The sequence below is a fragment of the Pseudomonas sp. 05L36 genome (genome assembly GCF_056398125.1).
The window spans coordinates 78,722-99,264 of sequence record NZ_JBFTOU010000016.1 but is presented as its reverse complement, the minus strand read 5'-3'; the positions used below and the strand labels follow the sequence as shown (position 1 = coordinate 99,264).

25 protein-coding genes and 1 tRNA gene are annotated in these 20,543 nt (G+C 54.1%); 14 read left to right on the top strand and 12 right to left on the bottom strand.

The features are described 5' to 3' along the window. Positions 1-134: 134 nt before the first annotated feature. On the bottom strand, positions 135-596 hold the full coding sequence (locus AC1DKH_RS18090; protein ID WP_477798819.1) for a hypothetical protein: 462 nt from the start codon (positions 594-596) through the stop codon (positions 135-137). 352 nt (positions 597-948) lie between these two features. Here AC1DKH_RS18090 and AC1DKH_RS18085 point away from each other — a divergent pair, with 352 nt between their 5' ends. The 3 genes from AC1DKH_RS18085 to AC1DKH_RS18075 all read left to right on the top strand — a co-directional run bounded on the left by AC1DKH_RS18085 (position 949) and on the right by AC1DKH_RS18075 (position 3,182). Beyond that, a complete protein-coding gene (locus AC1DKH_RS18085; RefSeq protein WP_477763548.1) occupies positions 949-2,037 on the top strand; it encodes an asparaginase in 1,089 nt (362 codons plus the stop codon). A 181-nt stretch (positions 2,038-2,218) separates the two neighbouring features. Then, the gene (locus AC1DKH_RS18080; protein ID WP_223535198.1) at positions 2,219-2,488 is read left to right on the top strand and encodes a DUF1654 domain-containing protein; all 270 of its coding nucleotides are present in this window, start codon (positions 2,219-2,221) and stop codon (positions 2,486-2,488) included. A gap of 4 nt (positions 2,489-2,492) precedes the next feature. Beyond that, complete coding sequence (locus tag AC1DKH_RS18075) at positions 2,493-3,182, top strand: endonuclease (protein ID WP_477798818.1); 690 nt, start codon at positions 2,493-2,495, stop codon at positions 3,180-3,182. Between the two features lie 84 nt (positions 3,183-3,266). On the opposite strand, the gene AC1DKH_RS18070 is transcribed toward AC1DKH_RS18075, so the two are convergent. Next, a complete protein-coding gene (locus AC1DKH_RS18070; protein WP_477756027.1) occupies positions 3,267-3,632 on the bottom strand; it encodes an SPOR domain-containing protein in 366 nt (121 codons plus the stop codon). 250 nt (positions 3,633-3,882) lie between these two features. Between AC1DKH_RS18070 and csrA the strand changes: the two genes are divergently transcribed. After that, positions 3,883-4,074 carry a carbon storage regulator CsrA gene (csrA, locus tag AC1DKH_RS18065; RefSeq protein ID WP_053161267.1) on the top strand — a complete coding sequence of 64 codons (192 nt, stop codon included), beginning with the start codon at positions 3,883-3,885 and terminating at the stop codon, positions 4,072-4,074. 184 nt (positions 4,075-4,258) lie between these two features. Here the strand turns inward: csrA and AC1DKH_RS18060 are convergent, their stop codons facing one another. Continuing rightward, entirely contained in the window at positions 4,259-4,714 is a 456-nt protein-coding gene (locus AC1DKH_RS18060) for a DUF2214 family protein (protein WP_477756026.1), read from the bottom strand. Between the two features lie 202 nt (positions 4,715-4,916). Here AC1DKH_RS18060 and AC1DKH_RS18055 point away from each other — a divergent pair, with 202 nt between their 5' ends. Further along, positions 4,917-5,669, top strand: coding sequence for a carbonic anhydrase (locus AC1DKH_RS18055; RefSeq protein WP_477798817.1), 753 nt, complete (start codon positions 4,917-4,919; stop codon positions 5,667-5,669). 75 nt (positions 5,670-5,744) lie between these two features. Here the strand turns inward: AC1DKH_RS18055 and AC1DKH_RS18050 are convergent, their stop codons facing one another. Then, a complete protein-coding gene (locus AC1DKH_RS18050; RefSeq protein ID WP_477756024.1) occupies positions 5,745-5,939 on the bottom strand; it encodes a hypothetical protein in 195 nt (64 codons plus the stop codon). Positions 5,940-6,191: 252 nt separating this feature from the next. On the opposite strand from AC1DKH_RS18050, the gene AC1DKH_RS18045 reads away from it, so the two are divergent. After that, a complete protein-coding gene (locus AC1DKH_RS18045) occupies positions 6,192-6,398 on the top strand; it encodes a hypothetical protein (RefSeq protein ID WP_108217769.1) in 207 nt (68 codons plus the stop codon). A 223-nt stretch (positions 6,399-6,621) separates the two neighbouring features. Here the strand turns inward: AC1DKH_RS18045 and AC1DKH_RS18040 are convergent, their stop codons facing one another. Next, positions 6,622-7,278 (bottom strand): trypsin-like peptidase domain-containing protein, encoded by a 657-nt coding sequence (locus tag AC1DKH_RS18040; RefSeq protein WP_477798816.1) that lies wholly within the window; start codon positions 7,276-7,278, stop codon positions 6,622-6,624. Positions 7,279-8,255: 977 nt separating this feature from the next. Between AC1DKH_RS18040 and AC1DKH_RS18035 the strand changes: the two genes are divergently transcribed. The 4 genes from AC1DKH_RS18035 (at position 8,256) to AC1DKH_RS18020 (ending at position 11,481) form a co-directional block, all read left to right on the top strand. After that, on the top strand, positions 8,256-9,212 hold the full coding sequence (locus AC1DKH_RS18035; RefSeq protein ID WP_477798815.1) for a tyrosine-type recombinase/integrase: 957 nt from the start codon (positions 8,256-8,258) through the stop codon (positions 9,210-9,212). A gap of 430 nt (positions 9,213-9,642) precedes the next feature. Next, the gene (locus tag AC1DKH_RS18030) at positions 9,643-9,969 is read left to right on the top strand and encodes a hypothetical protein (RefSeq protein ID WP_477798814.1); all 327 of its coding nucleotides are present in this window, start codon (positions 9,643-9,645) and stop codon (positions 9,967-9,969) included. A gap of 196 nt (positions 9,970-10,165) precedes the next feature. After that, positions 10,166-10,399: a hypothetical protein gene (locus AC1DKH_RS18025; protein ID WP_477798813.1), complete on the top strand. Its 234-nt coding sequence runs from the start codon at positions 10,166-10,168 to the stop codon at positions 10,397-10,399. A gap of 209 nt (positions 10,400-10,608) precedes the next feature. Further along, the gene (locus AC1DKH_RS18020; RefSeq protein ID WP_477798812.1) at positions 10,609-11,481 is read left to right on the top strand and encodes a helix-turn-helix domain-containing protein; all 873 of its coding nucleotides are present in this window, start codon (positions 10,609-10,611) and stop codon (positions 11,479-11,481) included. Positions 11,482-11,914: 433 nt separating this feature from the next. Here the strand turns inward: AC1DKH_RS18020 and AC1DKH_RS18015 are convergent, their stop codons facing one another. Further along, positions 11,915-12,505 (bottom strand): hypothetical protein, encoded by a 591-nt coding sequence (locus tag AC1DKH_RS18015; protein WP_477798811.1) that lies wholly within the window; start codon positions 12,503-12,505, stop codon positions 11,915-11,917. Between the two features lie 361 nt (positions 12,506-12,866). Here AC1DKH_RS18015 and AC1DKH_RS18010 point away from each other — a divergent pair, with 361 nt between their 5' ends. Then, positions 12,867-13,082, top strand: a complete 216-nt coding sequence (locus AC1DKH_RS18010; RefSeq protein ID WP_477798810.1) for a hypothetical protein — start codon at positions 12,867-12,869, stop codon at positions 13,080-13,082. Positions 13,083-13,215: 133 nt separating this feature from the next. Continuing rightward, positions 13,216-13,788: a recombinase family protein gene (locus AC1DKH_RS18005; protein WP_477798809.1), complete on the top strand. Its 573-nt coding sequence runs from the start codon at positions 13,216-13,218 to the stop codon at positions 13,786-13,788. A gap of 246 nt (positions 13,789-14,034) precedes the next feature. On the opposite strand, the gene AC1DKH_RS18000 is transcribed toward AC1DKH_RS18005, so the two are convergent. The 3 genes from AC1DKH_RS18000 to AC1DKH_RS17990 are packed head-to-tail and all read right to left on the bottom strand — an operon-like array spanning position 14,035 to position 15,974. Continuing rightward, positions 14,035-14,469 (bottom strand): hypothetical protein, encoded by a 435-nt coding sequence (locus AC1DKH_RS18000; RefSeq protein WP_477798808.1) that lies wholly within the window; start codon positions 14,467-14,469, stop codon positions 14,035-14,037. Positions 14,470-14,482: 13 nt separating this feature from the next. Further along, positions 14,483-14,848, bottom strand: a complete 366-nt coding sequence (locus AC1DKH_RS17995) for a Rap1a/Tai family immunity protein (RefSeq protein WP_477798807.1) — start codon at positions 14,846-14,848, stop codon at positions 14,483-14,485. 58 nt (positions 14,849-14,906) lie between these two features. Then, positions 14,907-15,974: a hypothetical protein gene (locus AC1DKH_RS17990; RefSeq protein WP_477798806.1), complete on the bottom strand. Its 1,068-nt coding sequence runs from the start codon at positions 15,972-15,974 to the stop codon at positions 14,907-14,909. Between the two features lie 225 nt (positions 15,975-16,199). Between AC1DKH_RS17990 and AC1DKH_RS17985 the strand changes: the two genes are divergently transcribed. After that, on the top strand, positions 16,200-16,424 hold the full coding sequence (locus tag AC1DKH_RS17985) for a hypothetical protein (RefSeq protein WP_148060165.1): 225 nt from the start codon (positions 16,200-16,202) through the stop codon (positions 16,422-16,424). Positions 16,425-16,622: 198 nt separating this feature from the next. Here AC1DKH_RS17985 and AC1DKH_RS17980 read toward each other — a convergent pair. After that, positions 16,623-16,699: transfer RNA gene (locus tag AC1DKH_RS17980), tRNA-Val, on the bottom strand. A 184-nt stretch (positions 16,700-16,883) separates the two neighbouring features. Here AC1DKH_RS17980 and AC1DKH_RS17975 point away from each other — a divergent pair. Then, complete coding sequence (locus AC1DKH_RS17975; RefSeq protein ID WP_477798805.1) at positions 16,884-18,167, top strand: NAD(P)/FAD-dependent oxidoreductase; 1,284 nt, start codon at positions 16,884-16,886, stop codon at positions 18,165-18,167. A gap of 162 nt (positions 18,168-18,329) precedes the next feature. Here AC1DKH_RS17975 and AC1DKH_RS17970 read toward each other — a convergent pair whose 3' ends face one another. Beyond that, positions 18,330-19,301 (bottom strand): XdhC family protein, encoded by a 972-nt coding sequence (locus AC1DKH_RS17970; RefSeq protein ID WP_477798804.1) that lies wholly within the window; start codon positions 19,299-19,301, stop codon positions 18,330-18,332. Position 19,302: 1 nt separating this feature from the next. Further along, entirely contained in the window at positions 19,303-20,541 is a 1,239-nt protein-coding gene (locus AC1DKH_RS17965) for a c-type cytochrome (protein WP_477798803.1), read from the bottom strand. Positions 20,542-20,543: the final 2 nt, after the last annotated feature.

Here is a 20,543-nt window from a genome sequence, read left to right as displayed (position 1 = left end):
GGCCCACTGCGATGAAAAGCCATCACTGGAGCCGCGCAAACGTTTGCGTGAAGCAAACTATGCGAACCCTGCCGGTATTTGTCAACGACCTGAAAAGTGCTTTCAGAGATGTTCAGGGAAAAACGGCATCCCGTTCACGCCGTGGTGTTGACTACCGATCCCGTGCCAGAACCCTTGGCCAGCTCTTTGATCAGGCTCGCACTCACTTGCAGGATGGCGCCGTTGGTGTCGGCAACCTCCCCCTGAATGGCCGCTACCGCGGTGGTCTTGGCTTGCGGAGTCGGATAGGCCGCCGCCTGGGCTTGCGCCAGTTGCTGCTGTTGCTCGCGCAATTGCTGCTGAAGCTCCTTCAAGCGCTTGAGCAGGACCTTCACCGTAACGCTGGTGTTATCGCCGCTTTGCGATTCGGCCTGTGCGCCGGCACTTTCTTCCAGACCTACCGGGCCCGTTTTAACCTGGGTACTGTCGCCTTCCTTTGCACCCAGCGCTTGAGCAGCCGCATCCTCTGTCGCATCGCCCAAAGCACGAATGGTCGTCGCAGACTTTCCCCCGATGGTGATGCCCGCGGCATTTGGGAAGCCAATAGATAACGACATGTGAACTCCTGCAGAAAAAGACCCCTTGAAGGAGCATCGACCGACGCACGCGTTTCTTTAGTCGTTAACGACGATTAGAGGCGTTGAAATCTTAAACAGAACTGCAATCCGTTTCGGAGAGCCGAACGCGAAAGTTAAACATGTTCGGTAATCCGGACGCCAAGACCCAAAACCGCCTCCGGACACAAACAGCAATACCGTTACAAATCATTAAGTTAAGCGTTTTTTTCGATTCAGAGTGTTGCTGGTACAGATCCTGCTCTTCCCCTCGCACCCCAGCGTTCAGATTCGCCTGGGGGCGTATCTAGATGAACTTGCATCTGCACCGCCTCACAACTAGAAGAGAAAAATAATGACATCTGCACTCAAGACCTTTGTTCCGGGCGCCTTGGCCCTCCTCCTGCTTCTGCCCACCGCCCTTCAGGCCAAAGAAGCCGAAACCCAACAGAAACTGGCCAACGTGGTGATCCTGGCCACCGGCGGCACCATTGCCGGCGCAGGGGCCAGCTCCGCCAACAGCGCAACCTATCAAGCGGCGAAAGTCGGCATCGAACAGTTGATCGCTGGCGTTCCTGAGCTGAGCCAACTGGCTAACGTTCGCGGCGAACAGGTCATGCAGATCGCCTCCGAAAGCATTACCAACGAAAACCTGCTGCAACTGGGTCGCCGCGTGGCTGAACTGGCCGACAGCAAAGACGTCGATGGCATCGTGATCACCCACGGCACCGACACCCTGGAAGAAACCGCGTACTTCCTGAACCTGGTGGAAAAAACCGAGAAGCCGATCATTGTCGTGGGCTCGATGCGCCCGGGCACCGCGATGTCCGCCGATGGCATGTTGAACCTGTACAACGCGGTGGCCGTGGCCGGCAGCAAAGACGCGCGGGGCAAAGGCGTGCTGGTGACCATGAACGATGAAATCCAGTCGGGTCGCGACGTCAGCAAGATGATCAACATCAAGACCGAAGCGTTTAAAAGCGCCTGGGGTCCGCTGGGCATGGTAGTAGAAGGCAAATCCTACTGGTTCCGCTTGCCAGCCAAGCGCCACACCATGGATTCCGAGTTCGACATCAAGACCATCAAGAGCCTGCCTGACGTCGAGATCGCCTATTCCTACGGCAACGTCAGCGATACCGCTTACAAGGCCCTGGCTCAATCCGGCGCCAAAGCCATCATCCACGCCGGCACTGGCAATGGCTCGGTATCGTCGCGGGTAGTTCCATCCCTGCAAGCCTTGCGCAAGGACGGCGTGCAGATCATTCGCTCCTCCCATGTCAACGCCGGTGGCTTTGTATTGCGCAACGCCGAACAGCCTGACGATAAATACGACTGGGTCGTGGCCCACGACCTGAACCCGCAAAAGGCCCGTATCCTGGCGATGGTCGCGCTGACCAAGACCAACGACAGCAAAGAGCTGCAGCGGATGTTCTGGGAATACTGATTTGCCCTCGCCCGACCGATCCGGTCGGGCACCCCATGCGCCATTCGCCAGCCTTGGCGAGTGGCTGCCGCTGGATCTGACAAAAAAACTCCCTTCGCCTTATGCCAAACGGAACAAATCGCTGTCAGACGATTTTCTTGATTTTTAAGCAGTTGCGAAATGGCCTACAGTTAAATACTGTATGCACGTACAGCTTAATAAGGATAATTCCGTGGACACCACCTCCTCCTCTCCTGACACCTATGTACGCATGGGCCTGCGCGTTCAGAAAATCATCAACTCTCCCACCGCACAAAAGGCCAGGGCAGCACTGATCTTCCGCCTTCCTGACGAGCCGGTGGATGAATGGGAACGCTTGCTGGAAGAAATCGACGAAAACGACAACGTCACCCTCGCCTATCGCGACGATGGCGGCGTGCAGATTTTCTGGGTTGTGCCGAAGGAAGACTGAGTCGATGAGTGCCCGCTGGTTTGCTTGGTTGTTCCTGTTTTTTGTCATGTGCGCGCAAGCCGACGCCCCGCGCACCTTCACCGAAGCGAAAAAGGTGGCGTGGAAGCTCTACGCGCCCCAATCCACCGAGTTTTACTGTGGCTGCAAGTACACCGGCAACCGGGTGAACCTTGCCGCCTGCGGTTACGTGCCACGTAAAAATGCCAAACGCGCATCCCGCATCGAATGGGAGCATATCGTTCCTGCCTGGCAGATCGGCCATCAACGCCAGTGCTGGCAAGAAGGTGGCCGCAAGAACTGCACCCGCTACGACCCGGTTTACCAAAAGGCCGAGTCCGATCTGCACAACCTGGTGCCCAGCATTGGCGAGGTCAATGGCGATCGCAGCAACTTCAGCTTCGGCTGGCTGCCCGAGCAGTCGGGGCAATATGGTTCCTGCCTGACCCAGGTCGACTTCAAGGCCAGGAAAGTCATGCCCCGCCCGTCCATCCGCGGCATGATCGCCCGAACGTACTTCTACATGAGCAAGCAGTATGGTTTACGTCTGTCGAAACGGGATCGGCAACTGTACGAAGCGTGGGACAAAACCTATCCGGTTCAGGCCTGGGAACGGCAACGCAACCAGAGCGTGGCGTGTGTCATGGGGCGCGGCAACGAGTTCGTCGGCCCGGTAGACATGAAGGCCTGCGGTTGAATCCAGGCGACACCTGAAACAAAAAAGGCCTCGGGACTAACCACCCGAGGCCATTTTTTTCTTCAACGTCTGCGCTACTGAATGTTATTGAGCGGCCGGACGCTCAAGCACCAGCAATTCGATGTTCTGTTTCTTCGCGCGAGTGAGCGCGGCACGGACTTCATCCTGTTTGGCTTCGGCCTCGGCTTTCGAATTGAACGGCCCCATCAGGATTCGTGTATTGCCATTTTCCTTGACGACGCTGGACATGAAGCTGTGCTCGATCAGCCAGCCACTCAAATCGCTGACCGCCTGAGGGGTTTCACCTCGCACTTCAAGATCCCATTGCGGGCCGGACACCGCCGCGGGTACGGCAGCCATGGCCGGTTCAGGCTTCGGCGCATCCACACTACTGCCCTCGCCACATCCCGCCAGCGCCAATATCGCGATTACCAAAACCATTTTGCGCACGGCGTTTCCCTCTAAATCCATAAAGCAGGGATTTTAACATCCATGAATACTTCGCGAGTGCCGTAAAATGGGCTCAAAACAACGAGAATGATGGTTGCGGCCTCTGTATAGTTACGCCTTGGGAATTAATGCCGCATCTGCACGTCAGAAAGAGGCACCCAAACCGCGAGACTTCGCACTAATCTATACGTACCACCGACCTCTGCACTGTCCGAATCAGGTGCCCCACAAAGCAATCAAGGAGAAGACCATGCTGATACTCACCCGCAAAGTCGGTGAAAGCATAAACATTGGTGATGACATTACGATCACCATCCTGGGCGTAAGCGGCCAGCAAGTCAGGATCGGCATCAACGCCCCGAAGGACGTTGCAGTGCATCGTGAAGAAATTTATCAGCGCATTCAGGCTGGCCTGACCGCCCCGGAAAAGCCGCAACCCTGAATCCTGTTGCAGTCAGTAGCCAGCCCGTTCAGTCCGGAATCACGGCTGGCTAAAGATTCGGCATTGCATCGCTTCCGCCTGCTTTCCACACAAGCCTCCAAGGTCCGATACTAGCGACAAGCTCAACGCTCTGGCTGTCAGACATTTCTGGTTCACCCCACGGAAGTACGCGTTAGCTGCGTGATCAACCAAACATCACGCCACGCGCCATACCAGTCGCCGCCACCACCATCAGCAGCACCAGCAGCGCCTCGACATGACTGATCCGCGCAAATAGCTTCGCGCGGCCTGTATCGATCGCCACTTTACGGGCAAGCGCTATCCGCCATTTGATCAGCGTCACCATTGGCGCAATCTCCAGCAGCAAGATCAGGACGAACAGCGTCATCTTCAGATGAAACAGCGGCTGATGCAGGTAATAGTCCGTGCCTTTCTCGTACCCGCCAAAGGCTCGCATCCCCCCGCTGACCAGCAAAACGACAGCTGAAATACCCCAGATATTGTCCGCCATCAGAACACTACGCACTTGCGCGGCCCCATCGGCCAAACGCCGAAAAGCTGTGCCTCGAACCAACACAGCCCAAAATCCCAAGGCAAATGCCAAAAGATGAACCGCCGCTAGAAACCAGTGAGTCAGCATCGAGAAACTCCTGCCAGGTCGAAGTTGTATGAGCCTGTCAGTAGTAGCCCATGAAATGGCTGCTTGCACGGCATCTGCGGACATTGTCCGGAACACAAATGACAGACCGACTAGACTCCATTGCGCTGGTATTGAGTGTCCGTGACAGTACCGGCCCCAACGACAACTCACTCTCACCGCATTGAACTGAGTAAACAAAATCATGTGTGAATCATGTGATTCAAGCTCTGCTTCAAACACAACAGGCCGTCGTCGTTTTCTTCAACTTGCCGGATTGGGCGCAGGCGCCCTGCTGCTGACCGGCACACTGCCCGGCAAGCTCATCCAGGCAGCCGAAAAAGCGTCAGCCCCACCCAAACCTCAAAACGTAATCAGTCCCGATATGGCGCTGAAAAGACTGATGGAGGGCAATGAACGATATATAAGCGGTACTTCCACTACACACGATTTCAAGGCTGAGCGAGAGGCCCTGGTGTCCGGTCAAAATCCGTTCGTGGCAGTACTGAGCTGCTCCGACTCGCGGATCGCCCCGGAATATGCGTTTGATACCGCGCGAGGCGATCTTTTCTCCATCCGCGTCGCGGGCAACTTCGTGACCCCGGAAGGCCTGGCCAGTCTTGAATACGGGGTTGCCGTACTGGGCGCACCGCTGATTCTCGTACTCGGTCATGAGAGCTGTGGCGCCATCGAGGCAGGCATCAAGGCCGTCAAGGATCAGACGATTTTCCCCGGCCACATCCCGAAACTGACTGACGCACTCAAGTCGGCAATCGAGACAGTGCTGAAGCAACCCGGGAGCTTGATGGAAAACGCCACCGCGCAAAACGTCAAAAACTCTGTCAACAGCCTGAAACAGGCCTCGCCATTGCTGACAGATGCGCAGAGCAAGGGCAAGTTGAAGATAGTGGGAGGCATTTATCGCCTGGCAAGCGGCAAGGTAGAGTTGATCGTTTGAACCGCAACACGCCCATCGCCTGCATCGGAGCACAACCCCGCATGCAAAGAGCCCAGCGCGATGGCTGGGCTCTGTTTATTTTCGATTTTCCATCATTTTGTCGGCGAGGGCTTTAGCCCTCTCGATCAACAGGTTCTGCCTGTCTTCGTGCGTAGCACCGCCCACAATCGGGGCAGTCAGATTGCTTTCCGCAATCAATGCAGTGCAGAAGTATTGATCCCAAACAGCCTTGTCCACAGATGCCTGCTTGCTGATTTGATCGACGTTCATAGGCGGCTCCTTTCGATGAGGCAGCCCCACCAGTTTACGCCTGAATGGCAAAGAATCCGGACTATCATCCACAGTGGCCCGCCATTCGTCGCCTACGAAAACACAACGAAGAACTCACCCACATCCGCGGCTTGAGGATTGCTAAGATCGCGCGTAGCAGCGGCCGGAACGACATGATTCTGACGCAGTAGCCATTCAACCAATGCTTAAGGACTCCAGCGATACGCTTGGCCAGTCACCAGGAGATGTAACGTGTCAACGCTCAACGAAATCGCAATGAACCACGCAAGAATGGCTAGGGAAAAGGCAGCAGAATCGACCGAACCGAGCGAGCGGCAGCTCCAGATTGTAGGAAGCATCGAGGTACCGTCCATTGAAGTACAGCAGAACATCCCACTGCACCTGATCGCGGGAGTGCAGGAGGGACATCTTGCCCATGCGACGGGTTTCGCGCTCTGACCTTTTTTGAGGTTCTTCACGCAATCCCGGGAAACTGTAGGAGCCAGCTTGCTGGCGATGGACTCAAGTACGCCGCGTTTATCCGGTTCACACGCGTCTCGGAGCCACACGGGAGTCACTCACCAACAAAAAAGGGCCCTACTTTCGGTGAGCCCTTCCAGACCGCCCGGTAGAGCGGATTTTGCCTGTTAGTCTCGATGACCAATTGATCGATAGCCAAAAGCTACTTCACGACATACCTCGTGCCGTGTGGATCGTTGAGTTTTGCCTGCAATATCCCCCACTCGCGCTGAATGATCGAGTAAGGAATAAAGATGCTGATCCTCTCAGCCTCCTTTACGCCGGAGTGAGTGCTCACATCGTTCAGAGTGGTTGAGTAGAAACCGATATTGATGCCAACAATACAGCCGTCACTGGTGAGGACCGGCCCACCCGACATGCCCTTGATCAGCGGGGCATCATGAATGGCATAGAGATCACCGCTGTGTTCGTCGGCATTGACGAAAGGCGTTTGATACACCTTGCCTTTCCCGGTAGTGGTCATGAGGTAAGGACTCGCCCCAACGGCAGTGATGCTCTCGCCCACACGCGGTGCGCGCCATGATGGGTAGCGGCCGCTGGCCTTGTGCTGGATGAAGACGAGATCGCAGCCTGTACTGCAGCTGTACTTCACGTTGGGGATGAACGGAGTGTGGCGGGTGGTTACCGCATAGTCATCGTTCCATTGCACGGCCGAGGCCACGTATAGATACGGTGCGGGAAACCCCGAGTGGACTAAAAAGTATGAATCATTGGCAGGACCCGAAAAGTCGGGTTTTACGATGCCGTTGCATCCTGCAGTTACAGTTCCAATTAAAAAGTAGGCCATGATCTTGATCATGATATATCACCGACTTAATTGGGAGAATGCGACTGTTTTTTGTTGTCATTATTTTGGCTTTTGTCGGATTGCAGTACTCCTCGCCGCTTGCTCTAGTTGGACGTTTTCTTACTTATGGCTGAGATTGTAATTACGCGTATGAATAAATCGTGCTAAGGCCAATCGCTTTTCGATCAACTTCAAAGTTCAAATATTTGGCGCCTGAAAATTGTTAAAGACGAGAGAAAAAACCAGGCGTTGCTATCGACGCCTTCGTTAATGGCACCAACGATCATGGAAAGCGGCGTCTACCTGAATCAATCGCTATGCCCGTCACCCACAAGAGCGACAAGTGCAAGCGGTCGCGGTCGCAAGCGCGAGAACATTTACATCGGGCACCTATACAACAGGCAATTCGCCAATAGCAAACCCGGACCGTTTCAATATCGACGGAACGGGTTTTAGCGGTAGTACCAAGTCAACTAACCTTTCTAAAGAGCAGTCATCCATAGCCGGCAATCCAGACACTACCGGAGTTAAAGGCATGGTTATTCCTCACTGTTTTATTGATACGTCCAGGCGCCAGGATATTAAGCCGTCACTGACAGGGTTAATGGTAAAAACATTGGAGCCTGGCTGCATGCGCTGTTATGTAGTGGGCACTACGAACATCACGATTGAATATCGGGTGGTAACACCGGCTATAGGGGGGATCATGAGTATCACCGTACAAACGACGGCGCAGTAACGCGAGGCAAGAGGCTTAGGCCTCCTGCTTTTAGCAGACCAGGAAAAATCTCATAAAATTTCAAACAACAAAAAAGGGCCCACCTTTCGGTGAGCCCTTCCAGACCGCCCAGCAGAGCGGATTTTGTTTGGTAGGCGCGATTGGACTCGAACCAACGACCCCCACCATGTCAATGTCTGCTTGAGCAAGCTGCAAGCCTTGGTGCTCAAGGGTTTCACAGAACGCCCATTCACAATATGAGGCGTCAAAAATGGCCAATTTCCGCTTACTTCCGTCCGGCAACTGGAACGCTCAGGTACGGATCAAGGGTAAATCTCCCCAGTCGAAAACTTTCAGCACCAAAGCTGAAGCAGAGTTATGGGCGAGCCAGGTCGAAGCTGTGACGATGGATCGCAAGCATCACACCATCTTTACGCTGGGCATGACCTACTGCGAAACGATGCTCAAGGGCAAAGGCAGCTACGACCACGCACTGAAAATCGTTGAGCATCTGGGCAGGCATTTCACGCAGCCCATTCACGAAATCACCCCGCAGATGATCAACGACTTCAAGATCATGCGATTGAAGAAGGTGAAGCCGTCTACGTGTAGGACGCAGCTCGCATTCATGTCGCGGTTCTACCGTTTCGCAAAACGCGGATTGCTGATCGACATACACAACCCTGTGAGTGATATCGCACTACCGAAGCCTGATCGGTCTTCAGACAAGGTGATCCGTGCTAGCGAGCTTGAGCGACTACTAGCGAAGCTATCTCCAACAATGAAACTGATTGTCGAACTGGCATACGAGACTGCCATGAGGCGATCTGAAATTCTGAAACTGACGAAAGACTGCCTTCACCTCAAAGAACGCATTGCCGATGTAATCGATGGAAAGAACGGCACTCGATCAGTTCCCCTCACCCACCGAGCCGTTGAGATTCTTGAACTCGCCCAACTGTGGGCAACCGTGGAACGCCACCCGAACGGCCAAGTATTCACGGTAACTCCGCACGCCGTTACTCAAGCTGTACGCCTTGCACGTGTAAAGGCTGGACTTGATAGCAGCGTTAGGCTTCATCAGCTCAGGCATACCAGAATCACTAACGTGGCGAAGAAAGGGTTTAACAACGCACAGATCATGATCATATCAGGCCACAGGGACACTCGATCCGTAGCTCGATACTCCCACCTGAACGTCAGGGACGTACTGCACCTCATCGACTGATCAACCGAACGGACTGCCAACCTTGACGAACTTAGTGTTGGCGGCTCCAGAAAACTCGTTAGAAACCATCGATAAACCCGAGCATAACCTGCTCTTGATTCGTCATATTCTTAGTACGAACTTCCGTCCAGCCCAATGTTTACGGGCTTCCATGGCTATCTGGACTAAGCAGGATGCTTTCTCGTCGCAAGAAATTGGTTTTCCTGAAAAAGGTCAATCGAGAAAGTCAATAGGGAAGGTTGACTTTTTACCTAGAAAGTGTATGATGATCGCCTACCCAGTAGGTAGACAGACAACTTAGAAGCCTCCACCGCGACCACCGAATCGGTGCCTTGCAAGGGGGCTTTTTAACGCCTGTGATTTACCAAACCAATCAGGCTCAACCCGAGAGGACAATGCCCATTTATTGAACTGAAGAAGGAGAAATAAAATGCAAGTATTTAATATCGCTACACCTGAAGTGACCCCCCCAGTCGATCTGATCGCCTATTTCCGGGCTAATGGCCAGCACGATACTGCCGATAACATCCTCATTGAAAGTGGCTCATTGGAGCTCTGCTCTGATCAAAGCTATCACCACTTAGATGAGCGCCCCTCCGTCTCCGAGATGGAAAAAGAGCTCGCATTCATTCGCCAGCATATGATCGCGTTAAAGACTCATCCTGAAGAAGTCACGCCAGAACGCTCAGATGCAGTTATTCGGGCTTTGTACCATTTGGCCCAGACCGCCTTGGAGCATTTGACTGACAGCGAATAGCTGTCAGAGAAAGGCTATCGACTTTAGTTTTCGAGTCGTACAGGCACGCTTGAAGTAATAAAACCTTAGAACGCTGATCATCCCCTAGCGGAGTACTCCGCTGGATGTGACTCGTCATACCCCGGCAATTACGCCAACGGCACAACCAATATTAGAGGTGAACGCCAACCAAAATCAACATAGGAGAAATATACAAATGCCTAACTACATCGTCATAGATAAACAATCGAACCTGATCATCAAGGTGATTTGCTCAAGCATCAAACTGAGGGTGATTGCAAAGTATCGAGCAATACGAGTATCCGATGCCATTTTGGCCAAGTACGATAAGCGAGCCAGGCTGAAGTCCCGCAATGGCACCTTGGTAGACGCTGGAGAGCTAGCGAACGTCAGCCCTGCGTTCTTTGAGCTGTTACAGGTTCGCAGCTAACGCCACTGTTTACTGACGCAAATCCATGTAAAAGAGCCTACCCCTACCTACCCTATGGGCTGGGAGTTTTTACATGGGTTTCAGCCAGTGAATACGGGGGTGTAATTGCCGATATCAGGCAAAGCACACCCTCAACAAAATATTGAAATGAACAAACGGCAATACCCGAGGTAACGCCTATCGAAATGAACTGAAGAGGAGAAACGAAAATGACCAGCATCGCCCCCAAAAAAGTGATTCACACCACTGTATCGGCAACCGATATTCGCTCCACACTCATCAAGCACAGCACCTCAACCATTGATAACCTTGTCTTCGACAAGAATACAGGCGAGCTGCTGGGCTGCTACACCTTCTCGGACTATGATCCCGAACCGATTCATTATCCATCGGCGGCCAATCAAGCACAGATTAATTACATTACTGACGAGGATGGTAGTCCAATCCCGCTTTTTATATCAGTAGCGAATAACAATAGTATAGCGAAAGTCTCCGCCCTACCCGCCCCAAATGCTCAACCGCTCACCGGCGTAAAAAGTGGAAAAGGTCGAAAAGAGCAGGTCATTAAGAATCCGATGCACGCGTTATTTTCGATAGCCATGGTTGAAGAGACACCCATCCCTTGGCTGGACGACTATGTCCGAGGGGCCATCAATACGGGGCCAGGAGTGATTAACGGCAAGTACAGCGTATCTCCTGCTGACGTCACTAGATTACTCAGACTGCCGGAAATATCAGTAGATAGCGCGTCAAAATGGTTGCTGAACCACGACCGCAACCCCATGAGCGTGAGACAGATTCAGCGTGTCGTCGAAGCCGCGAGAGTAGCATTGAAGGGGATCGCACTGTATTTGGAGCGTCATCCGAAGACACTCCCCAACCTCGGTGCTGAGATTGACTTCAGCTCGTTCTGGACAAGCTACGCACCTGAGAAAAAGCAGCAAGGGCGAAAGGAGCACCCGAAGCGACAGGAAGTATTACGCCTGCTGGAGCAAGGCGAAGATATAAAAGCGATTGCACGGAATACTGGCGTCTCAAGACACACTATTCGGAAATGGCAACGAGAACTGCTCGCTGCCTGAATCAAGCTTACTCACCCCTGACGGGAAGACTGTCGGGGGGGGGGGGGGGCAGTAACGTGTATTAACGACAGATATATAAGAGAGAGCGAAGCGAACGAAAGCTTTGTACTGGAGACGGGACGTCTCGACGTAGCACAGTCGGCGGAGCCGAAGAGTTAGCACAGTCAAGGCGGCAGCCTGATGGTATTACTCTTGAAAGTCTATCATTGCTAGAATAGTAATAAAAATTACTTATGAACGAATTGAATCACTTCCAACCTAGCACCTACCATCAAGCTTGCTTGATGATTTTATACCTTCTGAACTTCGTTCATGGTTTAGCACGGACAGGCGACAGCCTGAGAGCAACCTTCTTAAGTACGGGATTCACTGACATTCATTAGTACCCGTAATAAATTTCAATTGTGATCCCTCCTACAGCTCACGCTGTACGCTATCTTGGAAGTGGACCGCCAAACCCTTTAACTATCTCCTTATGTGCAAGACCTTCATCAACAACGTACTTTGTTCCTGCTGGAGTGAGCTGAAGCATTCTTCCCTTCTGAAAATTATCATAAGTTTGAATATAGCGATTAATCTCAAGCTCATTACGTGCATGATCGAAATTAACTTGATCCATTCCAGCAAAATCAAAAATCTTCTTAAGCGTGAGCGGCACACCTGCATTAGTTGCATCAGTAACAACCTTCAGAAAATGTCGCTGCTCGTCAGTTACTGTCCATTTAGGCTTGGATTTGGATAACGCAACTTTTGAGCTCGCCTCATCAACTCGCTGCCTGTAAATCAGCAATGCGATGTAGCTCAGCGATAAAACAAGAGCAGCAACCCCTACAATCAACCATACAAGTGCAAAGCTTACAGGCTGCACCAACCAAGCTTTGGCTTCAAGTGCAAACCCATCAACTAATTCTTTAACACTAATTTCATTGAAATACCTGTCAATTGCTAACAGGCTGACAGCAACAAATCCCGCCCAAATCTTGGCCCCCAAGCTTAGGCCAGCAAACCACTTCCAAATCTTCATCCCTGCCGTCTCACTGACTGTTATCAGCCAATGATAGGCGCTTGCACTGATGGCGGGAAGATCATCACACGGACGCTCATAACCCGATAACAACCTAGGGAAACCCTTTCCCCTAGCAGCTTCCATTGAGCCAGTACGCGCCACCTGAGAAGTGAATCCCCGCATTCATTGGGGTTGACCGCCCTTGTGCTAAGCCTGATCACCTGACACATCTCAATAATCGCTTTTGTGCAAAATCGAATCTAAATGCATGCCCACCTGAGCCAAATCCTGGCCTGATCAACAACGACTGCACCCACCCTGTTTGCACCAACTTCAACGTGGACTAGGATCAGTGCCGACTCTTTCAAGGACGATGCCCATGACCACTCAGAATCAAGCCGTAGCCACTGCTGACGCATTAACCCTGATGCTGTACAGCCAACACGGCATCGCTGCTGCGTTAGAAGAACTTGCCGGATGGGTGTACAGCCAAGGAGGCACTGTTGCTGCTGACAATGCTCTGACTGCATTACAAGTGTTGGACACGAACAGCCAAGCCCTCACAGACGCCATCATGCGTCTACGCCAATCGTAGGCATCATCAAACGGTCGTTAAACGATACGATCCACACAGGCGGCATCAGGCATCATCAAATTAGACCTTGTTAATTCTTGATGCCCTGGTACACTGATACCACGTTAAATGATACGCCTCGGAGCTACCCGCCATGTCACGCACCTTCCTTTATGCACGAGTGTCGACTTCCAACCAGTTCACAGAGAACCAGTTGCAGGAGGTGAAATCTGCCGGATTCGATGTACAGGCGAGCCGTGTAGTGGAAGAAACCATTTCAGGCAGCATTGCAGCCAAGGAGCGCCCCGGCTTTCAGAAGCTGCTTGATCGTATGGAATCTGGAGACGTGTTGATCGTTACCAAGCTTGACCGGCTGGGACGTAACGCCATGGATGTACGCGCTACAGTTGAGTATCTGGACTCAAGCGGCATCCGTGTTCACTGCCTAGCTCTTGGCGGCGTAGACCTCACCAGTGCAGCAGGCAAGATGACCATGCAAGTGCTAGGAGCTGTTGCGGAGTTTGAGCGTGATTTGCTGATTGAGCGTACACAAGCTGGACTGGCACGAGCCAAGTCAGAGGGCAAGAAGCTTGGTCGTCCCGAAGCCCTCGACACAACAGCTGATGTGCAACGCCTCAAGGCCAAGGACATGACACAAGCTCAGGTAGCAACAGACCTCAAGATCGGTATCGCTACAGTCAAACGCCATTGGAACAAGGTTGTCTGAGGCTGTAGAAGCTTCCAGCAGCCTAGGGGCTCTCAGGGGCGTCCAATGTTATTTCTGAAAAGCACAGCTTTCTAATTCAGGTCTGTGCTTCTTGCTTAACGGGTGTCGCTCATAAACCGTGCTCACCTTACTGGCGAAGCCGGATGGCGCTAGTCATTATTTTCCCCAGCCCAGTGCTAGAACTCTTTGAAGAAGCTCACTTGCTCCCGGCGGCGGATTTGGGAAATCACATCAGAAGGGACGTGGCTATCCGACCCGGTTTTTCTTGTCATAGGGAGCGGATTCCCAATCCAACTGGTCAAGCTGGTGCTTGATGTTGATGCACTGCTGCCCAATCGTCTCATCGATCCAACCGTATTGCTGGATGATTCGAGGGTTCACCCACCCATTAAAGGCTAGAGACAAAATCTGGTTTCTCCAGCCTTTCAGGTATGCCGGAACGTCAAACCTCCTGCATCCCCTGATCGCATCCTCACCGCCAAGCGTATGCCACGGGCCGTCGTACGCATTTTCGAAGACAGAATTGACGCTCTTCAGTTTCCAATAGTTGTTGATTTCCCGTTGATAGTCTTCGAAGTTGAAATGCCCGCCGTACGTCAACTGGTGCACAGCCTGCTTAACGTGAACCTGGGCCAGCTTACGGGCTTTATAGCGAATGATTTCATCGAAGATAGTCGGCATAGAGGCTCCTTGGTCATTTCTTGCAGGGGTAAGCATTCTGGAATGCTGCCATCGTTAGGAAAGCGCCATCTCGATGTAACGATGCTGGGTTATCTTGTAGATAGTGAACAACAATCCTTGTGAGCTGCTCATTTTTAATACCTTCCGGGAAACAGGCTCTCTCATTCTTAGGTAGATAATCGCCCATGGCATCCATCATATTCCCGACACCATTTACCAAGCCGAAACAATAGCCAACATCGGTTCCGCTTTCGCGCTCTCCATCGAGAAATTGAGCCGTCTTCTGACAAGCCATTAACAGTTGATTTCCATCTCCCGCCATAGCAACCCCACTAGCCAGCATTCCAGCCAGTGCAACCGCCCTAACCCACGCCTTCATGTTGAAATCCTTGTGAGGGAGTTTGCAGATTAATCAGCCCTATCAGCAAATCATTTATCTATGTAATTTTAAATGAGCCTGGGATAGGGACAATGACTGGCATTTCGGCCTCCACTGGAGACAATTCGGCGAGCGATGCGGCCCAAATGCTTAATTTTTCTAGACAAGAGTTAGCATAAGTCAACGAATCTAGGGCTGAAACCGCATCGTCTTTTTCGATGATGTTATGGAAGCGCGCCAGTCGGAGTGAAGGATCGTCAAAATGCTTGCCTGAATTACGGTCATCTTTTAATTTTCCCGGGTCAGACGGCAACGGCAACTTGACGAAAGGTAAAGACTCCGAGTTAGACAGTTTGACGATTCCTGTAATGGCAAAGAGCGTTGCTCCTGCCGTTGCTAATGGCGCTGCGTGAATTATCAAATTCCGGTAACTACCAAGGACATCTAGCCAGTTTCCCGGAGAGGATATCCTTTGAATTTCCACTCCGTGCGGGTCAGTCGGCGGGGCCTTTCTCCAATGACTACATAGTGATCCAATGCTCGTAATGTTTGCTGAGCCTGTAGGCTTAACATGCCAGTAAAATTCGATCAGGTAATCTCGGAGAGTGCAAGCGTCAATAAGAAAGGTTTGGGCGGCCAAGTAACAGAGCTCTGTAAATCCGTCAAGGAAGCGCTGGCCATCCTTGAAGTCTCCCGATTGCAATTTGGCGTTCAACTGATCCATATAGGATTCCGATAGCTGTCGGACTCGCCACTCACAACTCCTGAGCTGATGAGATATACGAGTGGCTATATCATAAAGTTTGCTATCGCCCTTTTTAAACGCACCATTTGCAATAAAGGACCAATCTCTACCTTGATCCCATGTGAGCCAGCCTGAACCTGATGACGGTTTGATGCGCCATTCAGGTCGTGCGTGTGAGTGTGCTCCCGTGAAGAAATCGCATCCTACGATCTCCAATCCGAGCCTTCTAATGTCTGAGAATAGCGAGGTGTAGTTTTGTACTTCAATAGCTGTCCTCTCGCCGGTCATATCGCCCGGATAGAGAAAATTACACGACCTGTCATAACTCAGAACTCTGATGCCTCCACTGATATGAACCTCGCGTACCGATAACCATTCCATGAATCCCCCTCCTTGATACTGTTGGCTTTTATCGCCACTCAGTGCAATCCGTGGAACCCCGTGGGCAAATCCAGTGTTGGTTTTCGGTGACCGCTACGCCAGCACCGTGCCATCACGTCACACGCTCACCCGGGGCTCAGGATTTCTCACTACGACTAGCCATTTACCACCCATCTCGATGATAGCAAAATGACAACAACTCAAACCACGCAGGAAGCAAAGACAATGAAAGACATCGTGATCACCGTAGTAAATTTCTTCGCCTGGATAGGGATCATCGTGGCAACAGCTGTGGGATATTTTGTAATGAAGGGCAATTACGAGTATATCGGCGCCCTGATTGGCTTCGCCGTTGGGTGCCTAGGCTCTGGTGTGTGGTTTGTACTCTCGGCAATCCACCAGAATATCCAGACCATCCGAGACATCGCAGTCAGGCAGTCGCAAGGCTGATCACAACCTTCAACACCCGATTCAACCCCCACCGGTCCGAGCAGAATCCCATCCGTGAATGAACTGATATCGGCGTTCACATTGCCCAGTGTGAACGAACCCGATATTTTGTGAACGTTCTGATGAAATCCAGAAGCACAAAAAAGGGCCCACCTTTCGGTGAGCCCTTCCAGACCGCCCAGCAGAGCGGATTTTGTTTGGTAGGCGCGATTGGACTCGAACCAACGACCCCCACCATGTCAAGGTGGTGCTCTAACCAACTGAGCTACGTGCCTGCTGTGAGGCGGCATTCTACGGAATTCCGGAGGGGTGTCAACACCTTTTTTCGAGCTAACCCTATGAATATGCAAAATATTTAATTTTGCCGGTGCAAAGAAGATTTTCCGGGTGGCTGGCGGGCGATTTTCAACTCGGGTACGATCGGCGCACTCGTAAAATATATTAAACAGAGGCTGCCGGATGGCTAACACTCCCTACCCCGAGTCCTACTACGCCGCATCGGCCAATGCGGTTCCGCCGCGCCCGGCGTTGCAGGATGATGTCGAGACCGATGTCTGTGTGATTGGCGCCGGTTATACGGGGTTGTCCTCTGCCCTGTTTCTGCTGGAGAGCGGCTTCAAGGTCACGGTGCTCGAAGCCGCCAAGGTGGGTTTCGGGGCGTCCGGACGTAATGGTGGGCAGATCGTTAACAGCTATAGCCGCGATATCGATGTCATCGAGCGCACGGTCGGTCCCAAGCAGGCCCAGTTGCTGGGGCAGATGGCGTTCGAGGGTGGGCGAATCATTCGTGAGCGCGTCGCCAAATACAACATTCAGTGCGACTTGAAAGACGGTGGCGTGTTCGCCGCGATGACCGCCAGGCAAATGGGGCACCTCGAATCCCAGAAGCGCCTGTGGGAGCGTTTCGGGCACACCCAGCTTGAGTTGATGGATCAACGTCGCATCCGCGAGGTGGTTGCTTGCGATCAGTACGTCGGCGGGATGCTCGACATGAGTGGCGGCCACATCCATCCGCTTAACCTGGCACTGGGTGAAGCGGCGGCGGTCGAGTCCCTGGGCGGCACGATTTACGAGCAGTCGCCCGCTGTGCGCATCGTGCGCGGCGCGAATCCGGTGGTGCACACGCCGCAAGGCAAGGTCCGGGCTAAATTCATCATCGTCGCCGGCAACGCTTATCTGGGCAATCTGGTGCCGGAACTGGCCGCCAAATCGATGCCTTGCGGCACTCAAGTGATTACCACCGAGCCACTGGGCGAAGAACTGGCGAGGACCCTGCTGCCTCAGGACTACTGCGTTGAAGATTGCAATTACTTGCTCGACTACTACCGCCTCAGCGGCGACAAGCGCCTGATCTTCGGTGGCGGCGTGGTGTACGGCGCGCGGGATCCGGCGAACATCGAAGCGATCATTCGACCGAAGATGCTCAAGGCATTCCCGCAACTCAAGGACGTGAAGATCGATTACGCGTGGACCGGAAACTTCCTGCTGACCCTGTCGCGCCTGCCCCAGGTCGGACGCTTGGGCGGCAACATCTACTACTCCCAGGGCTGCAGCGGCCATGGCGTGACCTACACGCACCTGGCGGGCAAGGTACTGGCCGAAGCGCTGCGCGGCCAGGCCGAGCGTTTCGATGCCTTTGCCGACCTGCCCCACTACCCGTTCCCCGGCGGACAAATGCTGCGCACACCGTTTGCGGCATTGGGTGCGTGGTATTACGGATTGCGGGACAGGTTCGGGTACTAAGCGACACGCAATACATTGTGGGAGCGAGCTTGCTCGCGATGGCGGACTGGCAGGCGACATCCCTGTTGAATGTGCCGGCCTCATCGCGAGCAAGCTCGCTCCCACAATGATTGTTGGATATTCGCAGATGTTGCGTACACCCGCTCCCACAGGGGTTTTGGGTTAGAGCCGATCCCGAGGGATACCGCTGCGAATCCGCAGGATGTCCGCCAGCACTGCCAGGGCGATCTCCGCCGGCGTCTTGCTGCCCAGGTTCAGCCCGATGGGCGCATGAATCCGCGCCAACTCGGCATCTCCCAGACCACCAATGCGCCGCAAGCGCTCGAAGCGCTTTTGCGAGGTCTGCAGGGAGCCCATCACACCGATGTAAAACGCCTCGGTGCGAACAGCCTCCAGCATCGCCAGGTCATCGATACGTGGATCGTGGGTCAACGCCACCACCGCCGTGTCGCTGTGACAGCCGCCATCAGCGATGAACATCGACGGCAGTTGACGGCGAATCTCCACGTTATCCAGCACGACGCCTTCCAGGACTTCGTCCCGCGGGTCACACAGAATCACCTCGAAGCCCAGGCCCACGGCAAACTCCGCACAGGCCTGGGCGACACTGGAATACCCCGCCAGCAGCAAGCGCTGGGCCGCGCCGACGCGCACGCGCACCCGGTCGATTTCACGCTCGATACGCACACCCTGCTCACGATCATCGAACAGGCTGCACGCACCGCTTTGCAGATCCACTTCGCGGATCAACCGCCGTCGGCCCGACAGCGCCGACTCAAGCTCGCGCAGATGCGCTTGCACCTCGCAATCGGCATCCAGCTTCTCGACCAGCACATCGAGCACCCCGCCACACGGCAGGCTGACGCGCGAGCGTGGGTCGTCGCCTTCGCCGTAACGAACAACGCTGACCGGCTGCAGAAACGCGCCCTCGGCGACTCGCTCGAGAAAGTCCTCCTCGACACAACCACCGGACAGCGAGCCAATCCAGTGCCCCTGCGTGTTCACCGCCAGCAGCGAACCCGGTGCGCGCGGTGCCGAGCCATAAGTGGCCAGCACCGTACACAGCCAGATGCGCTGACCGGCCGCCGACCACTCCAGTGCCCGGCGTATCACTTGCAGATCGAGATGCTGCATATCAGTGGGCCTTGTGCTCGAGCGGCGGCGCATCGGCCCGCAGCTTCTGCACGTCGTTCACCGCCAGATCATTCGGCTGACCGCCCCAGCCCTGACGCAGGTAGTTCAGCAGATCCGTGAGTTGCTCGTCGCTCAATTTCCCGGCGAACCCTGGCATCGGTTGCATGTGCTCGAAACCGGAGAACTTCTGCTCACCGATACCGTCGTCGATCACCCGCACCAGGTTGCGCGGATCTTCCAGGCGCAGTGTGGTGTTGCCGCGCATGGCCACGGCGATGTGCGGCTTGCCCTCACCGCCCGGCGCGTGGCAACCGGCGCAGACATTCAAATATTCCTGACGGCCGCGCCGGGCGCTCGGGCTCAGCTTGTCCAACGGCACTTCGGTGAGCATTCTCGCCGCCGGCGGCTGATCGCCGAGCAGGAAAGTCGCCATCGCCGCCAGATCCGGATCGCTGAGGCCCTGGGTGCTGTTGTGGAACACCGGGAACATCTCATTGAACATCGTGCCCTGGGCGCTCATACCGTGCTTGAGGAACGAGCTCAGGTCCTGATGATTCCAGCCACGGGCCGCCAGGTCAGTGGCCAGCAGGCTCGGCGCCAGATAACCATTGAGAATGCCACCGGTCATGCGCTTGTCCTGCTGCATCGCGCCCGGCAAGCCGCGTGGGGTGTGGCATTCACCACAGTGACCCAGCACGTCGACCATGTACTGGCCACGCTTCCAGGCATCGCTCTTGCCTTCAGCCGGCTCCAGCTTCACGTCCTTGCCGTACATCATGTTCCAGCCCATCAGGCCCAGGCGCACGTTGAACGGGAAGCTCAGGCTGGTGACCGGTGCGGCACGCTCGATCGGCTCGACGGTTTTCAGGTAGGCATGAATCGCGTCGGAGTCTGCTCGCGGCATCAGGTGATACGAGGTGTAGGGCATCGCCGGATACAGGTTGGCGCCATCACGGCGCTTGCCTGCGGTCAGCGCGGCGAAGAACTCGTCATCGTTGTACAAGCCGATGCCGTGCTCTTTGCTCGGGGTGATGTTGGTCCCGTAGATCGTGCCGAACGGCGACACGATCGGCAGGCCGCCCGCGTACGGCGCACCACCCGGCGCAGTGTGGCAGGCCATGCAGTCGGCGGCACGGGCGAGGTACTCGCCTTGCTTGACCTGCGCATTATCCGCGTGAGCCACCACCACAGGCGCAGCCAGACCTACCGCCAATGCCAGGCGGCCAAGTAGAAACTTCATGC